Raw genomic sequence first — 7,689 nt, 5'->3', positions numbered from 1 at the left:
CCAAAACCGATTTTGGAACAACCATTAACAATATCCCAAATATCAAACGGTTAAATCAATTTCTTGAGGAAGATTAAAAGAATAAATATCATGTTTTAGTGTACTTTTAGATGTGCGAAACTTTAGTTAATAATTCCATGGCGTTTTCAATGTTATTAACATCTGCTTTTATGCTCTGGTCGCTGAGGGTTATTGGACCACCTGTAGATATTTCCGCTCCAATTCTGTACAGGGCAATTGAGCCTTCAGAATAAACGCCTATCTCCTGTCCGGAAAGATTTGAATTTGATGCTTTTGCATAAACTCCGAAGGCAGTGGTACTACCTTCTTGGCCATATCCTGACGCGCGAACACCAACATTATATTTACCAGCATAAGCCCCACCTGCAGTACCACTTAGGCCCACGTAGGTGTTTAACAAATTTGGAGCTCCCTGAATACCATCAGAAAGGGCAACAGCTCCAGTCAGAATGTTGTCAAGATTATCCTGATCGCCACGTATACGGAAAATGGCAGCGGTTCGAATTTCATCTCGTTCAAAATTTGCGTGAACTTCTAATTTAGCATCCTTTATAAATGGGGCCCCTATAGCTACTTTCCCTCTATAACAATCAGAGTTAGGATCAAATCCCATACGTATATCCAGTTCTCCTCCTATAGTTCCAGAACCTATATCCACCCATCTACAATCTGCACCACCTGTGCTACTTATATCAATCCATTCACCTGTTCCACTTAAAACTTGCGTATCGTCATCTGGAAAAGTGAGATGATTCAGCACATAATCGCCTTCGTCATCTATTTCGCGGCCGACGAAGAGTACATCTGGATTTTCTATTAACGGAACATCTCTTACCCGCAACCTGCCAACAATATCCAATTTCTCGGTAGGCATTTGATCGAGTCCATTTACTGAAAAGTCACCCATTCCAATATTTCCAGAAGGATGAAAACGCATGGTTTCAAGTCCATTCAAATGGGCGTCTTCTCCAGGATTTGCACTTGAGTCATAAGGGCCTGAAAATACAATTCTCAATCCGTCTTCTCTTCCGGGAGGCGCAGCATTGTCGCCCCAAGCGATTATAGCATCATTATCGTCTGAATCTGTTGTATTCTCTCTTGGTCGCATTCCGAAAAAAACGTTATCATTACCCCTGTTGATATAGACTCCAGAGTTCATCCATTCGCGGTGGCCACCTCTTTGAAAATCCCAAGCTTCCCCAATATGAAGCATTGCAAGTGGTTCTGTAATTTCGCGATCGGGCCTTCCCGAAATAGAGACCCGGGTTGTAGATGTTGTAACCTCGTCCCAGTGAGGATCGCTATACACCGCACTTGTAATACGCATTCTTTCAAATAATTCTCCCTGTTCTGTTGAGCTATTGGCTCCATGAGCTTGAAAAACGATATCACCAAGTGTAGACTCTATTTGTAAGTGGTTTATTGCGTCATTAAACATCACGGTGTCGTGATCGTCATTTTGAGTATCTGTAAAAGGGCTTAATAAAAATCTGGCTCTTTGAACAGAGTTTCCAACATTGGTGCCGCTGTACATTGCCCAGCTCAAATTGAGGTTTACCCTGCCATCTGTTCTTATCAAATTGCCTGCATTGATATTATATGACAATAGGTTTAGATGCAAAGAAGCCGATGGGGTAAAGGTTTGAGAGCCAACACCGAGATAGCCGGTGCTATTCATCAACCGCATCCTGAAAAGGCTATTGGTCTTAAAATTGAGAACCTGATTATTGGTTGTGCCTAAAAAATCGCCGGGAAAGGTAGAATTTCCTGCGGTATCCCAATCTTGAGCTTGGGATACATTGCTAACTAAAATGTAAGTAATTAAGAATGTAAATAAGAGTTTAAGAATTTTCATTATTGAAAAAGATTCTCCTTTTCAATTCACCGTTTTATAAATTTGCACATATCGATAAGACCATCGTAAAATGTAATTTTAAGGACATACATTCCACTTGATAATTTTGAAATATCAGTCTCGTATAATTCGCTTGTAAAAAAGCTTACATTTTTCAAAATTTTTCCTTCTAAGTTCAATATTTGAATCCTTTTTATTTGAGAATCTGATTCAATCTTTAACTTGTTGGTGCTGGGATTGGGATATACTTTAAAGTTTTGTTTAAATGGTATTTCAGTCATATTTAAAGTGCCTTCTCTTAGTTCTATTTGATCAATATAGTAATAAGAAAATAAAGAAAAGTTATCTTCAGGATCTTCTTGCAATACATATAAAGTATCCGTTTCTGAATCTGGTTGGAAGTTCCCAATATACATGAAAGCTTCATCTCCACTAGCGGTATAGTCCCAGGCCATTTCGTGCCATCCATCATAATTCGTAATATATTCTCCGGGAGTTCCAGAAAGTTGTGGATTGACGTCAAGATAACTATCATAAGGTGCTATAATACTATCCGGTTGGAAAATACTATCCGAACCAAAATACACCTGAACATTCCAAATGGCATTTCCAATCCTTTCAGGCAGTGATACTGCAAATTTCAATGTATATTGATTTCCGGCAGTTAAAGGATTATTTAAACGGACGCCTATATATTCTTTATAGCCATCATATCCATTAATATTATTGCCTGCCACGAATAATCCTGCATAACCATCACCATCATAAGGGCTTTCACATCCAAGCGCATTAGTTGGAACACCATAAAGCCAAGGATCGAGGTAATATTGATCAGGCCAGGGGCAAGGATCTGAATTCACAACAGAACATTGATGAAAAACATCTGGTGTAGCTCTTGTCGGGTTAAACCATGGCGGTGCATCTGCTATAAAACCATCATTCCAGATACATTCAATTCGTGTTTCAAAACTTCCGTTAGGAACCAGATTAGGTGATTGGGCAATAACCGTATGCCAAGTCAAAATACTTATCGCAAAAAATATAAAACGGTAAATCAAAATAGGAATTTTTAAAAAATTGATTAGTTTTTGAGTACAATGTATTTCTGAAGTACGCAGCCTCGCATCTAGCGGACAAATTAAAGTAGAAATTATTCGACACATCTTACGGTTTCAAAGACCCTGTTGAAGTATCAGAATAATAGTACTACTTTTGTTTTTACATAATCACCTCCTTTTTTGACCTTGGTGGTTATTGATTCGCCCCGACCTCATACGTCGGGGTTTTTTATTCTTAGCTTGAAGTTCGTGCCTGTTAATAATTTTGGCTCGAACTTGAATTTCAATCTTGGGGTGCCGTCTGCTGCGAATGCTTTCTCTTTCCTATAAAGTGGCTTTGAAATTAACAGTTATTATTTTGTTATCCTAATTTTTAGTTAATTAATTATAAATAGGGGGGGGGTAATCAGCTGATTATCAGATTTCTCAATTCGTCGATGCAACAACGAATATAAGGGCTAGCCAATTCTTATCCCAACCACACACACATCATCAATCTGCTCATTCTCACCGCGCCATTCATCAAAAGCGGATAAGAGCGCACTTTTTTGTTGGTCTATTTCCAGATGTGCAAAGTCGGCGATTTTTTGAAGAAGGGTTTTCGACATCAGCTTTTTGTTTCGGTCGCCGCCGAATTGATCGGGATAGCCATCGGTAAACGTAAAATCTTACACTTCTTTTAATGTGTCAGATATTGTTAAAAGACGGAGGATAATTCTCGCTTTTGCATAGCGTTGTGCTCTTTGAATTTATTTAAGTTGGGGATTGATGTTTTAGTTGGTTTTGAAGTCTAGATCTTGACCGGCATTCCAACCAAGGAATGCTCCCGTAAAAGGATTGTTATTTGTAACGGTTGTCTGTGAATATGACAGTAACGGAATAAATATTAGTGTGAGCAATACGTATAAATTTTTCATTTCTTTAAAATTTTTGTTTGATAAAAAATTCCATCATCCAGTTCAATCTCAATTATATATATTCCAGATGCCCATTGACCTATAGTTAGCTGTACAATTTTGTTCTCATGTTCATGTTTTTGATAAATCAACTTTCCTAAAACACTGTACACTGTGATGTTTACGATTTGTAATGTATTGCTTGATATAGATAACTCACCATTGGTAGGGTTGGGGTAAACATCTATACTAACCTCAAATTCATGAGCTCTTGAGCCCAATAAATAGTGACAGTCAGCAGGATTTGCTGAGATACAAACATTATCAATATAATAAACCGCAGCACATTCGTTTAACTGATTATTTGGATTGCTGAGTTGAAGGGTGTCTGTATGGTCGTCATCATAAAAATTTCCGAGAGCAATCCAATTGTAAGCTTGATCTGCTGTAAACCAACCTTCAACCAAATGCCAATTAGTAGTATCAGTAAACATTTCATTAAATTCAATGTCTGCTGTGTTTTCGGGTGTATAGGGATTTGAATTGAAGCTATAGGATGAATCTTTGAAAAATTTCAACCCGAGATGATTTGTTGCACAACTCCATTCAATCGTGGAACCATTATCACAGTTAGATACGTAAAACATGACATAGTAACTAATACCAATTGTCAATTGATCGATTGGACAAGCAATATACTCTCTTCCGTTTTCTAAATAATGAACATAAGTTATTAATCCAGCATAGGCACTGCCAGATACGGGATATTGGTAACCCCATGCATTAGTGGGTACCCCAGCCGTGCCAAGCTCAGTATTATTGCAAGCATTAAAGTAATCCGGAGTTTCTTGCCAAGAGTACCAATCTACAACTTGTGTTTGAAAGTCAGCTGTGCCTTGCGGACACTCTAAATACTCCTCAAAACTTGGGTTTGGAACAAGGTTTTGTCCAAAACCCAAAGTAGAGAATAAGAGTGCCAAAATAAATGGGCAAAAGGAAAAATATTTCATAAGAGTTTTATTGGATGAATTCCCTTTCAGGCAGGGATTACCGCCGCGTATCGGGCAGACAGTCGTGTCAGGATTTGGCTCATGACAATAACCTGCTTATTAATACCGATTGATATTAAAGTGCAATTTATATACCTTTGTCAATTCATAATCACCTCCTTTTAGAGCCGGGTGGTTTTGATGACCCCAACCTAGTCCGTTGGGGTTTTTTAATTTTTATATTCGAAGTTCCTGCCGGTAAAATAAACGTCTGGCAAGAACTTAATTTTTAATCTTTCGGTCCCGTCTGCTGCGAATGCTTTCTCTTTCCTAAAATGGGGCTCTGAAATTAAAGTTTGTTTTCTTATTATCCTAATATTTTGTTAATAAATTTTAAAATGGGGGGGGGGTAATTGACTGACAGTCAATTACTTTAATACATCAATTCAGCAACGAAATATATGAGTTAAAGAATTTTTATCCCAAGCATACACACATCGTCAATTTGCTCATTTTCTCCACGCCACTCATCAAAAGCGTGCAGCAGCGCATTTTTTTGTTCATCCATTTCCAAATGAGCAAAGTCGGCGATTTTTTGAAGCAGGGTTTTAGACTTTAGCTTTTTGTTTCGGTCTCCACCGAATTGATCTGGATAACCATCGGTAAATGTATAAACCATATCGCCGGGATCGAGCCTTATTTCGTGGTTTGTAAACCCATTGTCGGCATTGATTTCTTCCAATCCGATAGCTTTTCTGTCTCCTTTCAACTCAATAAATTCTCCATTTCGAAGGATGTAAAGATTGTTTTTAGCTCCTGCAAATGAGAGCAACCGTGAGTCAGGGTCGTAGGTGCAAAAGGCAATATCCATCCCGTCGCTTACATTCAGCTCGCCGCTGCTATCATGTTGTAATGCAGCTATTATTTCGTTGTTTAAAAAGTCTAAGGCATCTCCCGGCGATTCAACCCCTTTTGCCGTAAGGCACTGCTCCAGACTATTATGCCCAAGCATGCTCATTAAGGCTCCAGGTACGCCATGACCAGTACAATCTACTGCCGCAAAATGGCGCAGGTTTGTTTTTCCTTTCCAGGGATGGTCTTCGTGGGTTTTGCCAAACCAGTAGAAATCGCCACTTACAATATCGCGGGGTTTGAAGAGCACAAAATTATCTCCAAACAAACCTTCAATTTCGGCCATTGTGGGCAAAATAGATTTTTGGATGCGCTCGGCATAGCGAATGCTGTCTACAATTTCTTCTTTCTGTTTTTCAACAATTTGCTTTTGCATGGCAATTTCATGGGTGCGCTCGGTCACTTTCTTTTCGAGCACTTCATTGGCTTTGGCCTTCATATCGGTAATGGTAACCAATCGGGTATAGGCTTCTTCTCTAAAGATTTTAAATTTATCTACAATCGCAAAAGAGAGCAATATCACTTCGAGCGCCGAGCCGATCTGAAGGCCATAAGTAGCGTAAAAATCGCTTTCGTAAAGTCCGAAATTATTGAGAATAAAAAGGAATACGCTGCCCACTAGAATAATAAATGCATACAGAAAATAACGTGCAGGCTTAAAGTTCTTGCGCATCACCATAATCACCGTAGGCAATATCATGGCATTGAGAATGAGTGCTATGGTATTTATAGAAAGAACGGAGATCTTAAAAAACAACGGTGTATAAATCAGTGCCAGCAGCATGTTTATTGCCACGAGATGGGCCATTAGCGCAAAGACCTTGTTGAGCCGCGGATAAAATTCTTTGAGATTTAAAAACTGCTGAGTAAACTTAATAAGTGCAAATATGCTCGCCGAGGCAAAAAATGGATTGGCAATATTGGTCAGGTAAGTAGATTCGGGCCAAAAATACCGATGCGCAAATCCGCCGAGCGATAGCTGAAGCATAAGCAGTGCGAATACATAAAATACATACCAAAGTGTAGATTTTTCCTTGATAATGAGGTAAATAAAAAGATTGAAAAGAAGTACAAAGAGAATAATTCCGAAATAGATTCCGCGAAGCAGCCTGTCTTTTTCATCGCGTAGCGATAATTCTGCATTTGTCCAAAGGCCAATTGGCACTTGAAGTTGCTCACCTTTAGCAGAGACTTTGAGAATAAATTCGCGTGTACTATTTGGCTGCAGCCACACTGGAAATTGATAATTTATATGCGGAACCGGGCGCTCCGAAAAGTCTTTCTCATCGCCTGCCTTAAAAAGCACCCTAGCTGTATTGCCTTCAATTTCGTAGAGGTTGCAAACGTTGAGGATGGGATTTTTAACTTCCAGCACCTTTTCCACGGCCCGGTTTTCAAAATTAAAAACGCGGAGTTTGATATATTGTGGCACATCGCTAAAGCCAAAGGTGGGCATTTTGCCTACCGGCAAAAATTCGATATCGCCCAATTCAGCGATTTCCTGAACAGATGAAACAGATCCGCTACCGGCAATGGAGCCTATGAGAAGCAATGGATTCTTTACACTGTGTGTAAATCCGGCTCCTTTTACTTCGTCCTTACCGCCGATAAAAATTACCGCAATAGCAATCAAAATAATTATTACAGGGAGAAGCAGGCGTTTCAAGGGCGTTCTTTTTGATGTTCAGTTAATTGATTGAGTACGTAGAAAAGGAGTGGAAGGTTAGCTTCCATATGCTTTTTACTTCTGAAATTAGGGTTCAGTTCAACTCTTTTTTATTCGATGGATACAAGAGCTTTTTAAGGACAAAGTGAAATATGGTCATCGGAACATAAGTTAGTTTTTGAAAGAGGGATTCGTTGCCAACGACTAAATGTTAACCAATAATGATTGGCCCAGACCCGATCCGTGCGGATGGGGTCTTTAATTTGGCGCGAAGGAGGTTGAGACAAGCTTT

At 39.2% G+C, this 7,689-nt stretch carries 5 protein-coding genes; all 5 read right to left on the bottom strand.

What is annotated here, in order from left to right:
• Positions 1 to 106: 106 nt before the first annotated feature.
• The 5 genes from G3O08_RS13845 to G3O08_RS13825 all read right to left on the bottom strand — a co-directional run bounded on the left by G3O08_RS13845 (position 107) and on the right by G3O08_RS13825 (position 7,397).
• Positions 107 to 1,876, bottom strand: coding sequence for a hypothetical protein (locus tag G3O08_RS13845; protein ID WP_163285979.1), 1,770 nt, complete (start codon positions 1,874 to 1,876; stop codon positions 107 to 109).
• A 26-nt stretch (positions 1,877 to 1,902) separates the two neighbouring features.
• A complete protein-coding gene (locus G3O08_RS13840) occupies positions 1,903 to 2,934 on the bottom strand; it encodes a T9SS type A sorting domain-containing protein (protein ID WP_163285978.1) in 1,032 nt (343 codons plus the stop codon).
• Between the two features lie 458 nt (positions 2,935 to 3,392).
• Positions 3,393 to 3,542 (bottom strand): hypothetical protein, encoded by a 150-nt coding sequence (locus G3O08_RS13835; RefSeq protein ID WP_163285977.1) that lies wholly within the window; start codon positions 3,540 to 3,542, stop codon positions 3,393 to 3,395.
• A 305-nt stretch (positions 3,543 to 3,847) separates the two neighbouring features.
• Positions 3,848 to 4,840 (bottom strand): T9SS type A sorting domain-containing protein, encoded by a 993-nt coding sequence (locus G3O08_RS13830; protein WP_163285976.1) that lies wholly within the window; start codon positions 4,838 to 4,840, stop codon positions 3,848 to 3,850.
• 445 nt (positions 4,841 to 5,285) lie between these two features.
• The gene (locus G3O08_RS13825) at positions 5,286 to 7,397 is read right to left on the bottom strand and encodes a 7TM diverse intracellular signaling domain-containing protein (protein WP_163285975.1); all 2,112 of its coding nucleotides are present in this window, start codon (positions 7,395 to 7,397) and stop codon (positions 5,286 to 5,288) included.
• Positions 7,398 to 7,689 lie beyond the last annotated feature (292 nt).

The organism is Cryomorpha ignava (assembly GCF_010686655.1).
GTDB classification, from domain to species: Bacteria; Bacteroidota; Bacteroidia; order Flavobacteriales_D; family Cryomorphaceae; genus Cryomorpha; species Cryomorpha ignava.
The sequence above is the reverse complement of the archived record's forward strand: the minus strand, read 5'-3'. Positions and strand labels throughout refer to the sequence as shown.

What these genes read in the sequence shown, in the direction of transcription:
- G3O08_RS13845 (WP_163285979.1), bottom strand. Translation starts at nt 1,876, where the DNA reads ATGAAAATTCTTAAACTCTTATTTACATTCTTAATTACTTACATTTTA.
- G3O08_RS13835 (WP_163285977.1), bottom strand. Translation starts at nt 3,542, where the DNA reads ATGTCGAAAACCCTTCTTCAAAAAATCGCCGACTTTGCACATCTGGAA.
- G3O08_RS13830 (WP_163285976.1), bottom strand. Translation starts at nt 4,840, where the DNA reads ATGAAATATTTTTCCTTTTGCCCATTTATTTTGGCACTCTTATTCTCT.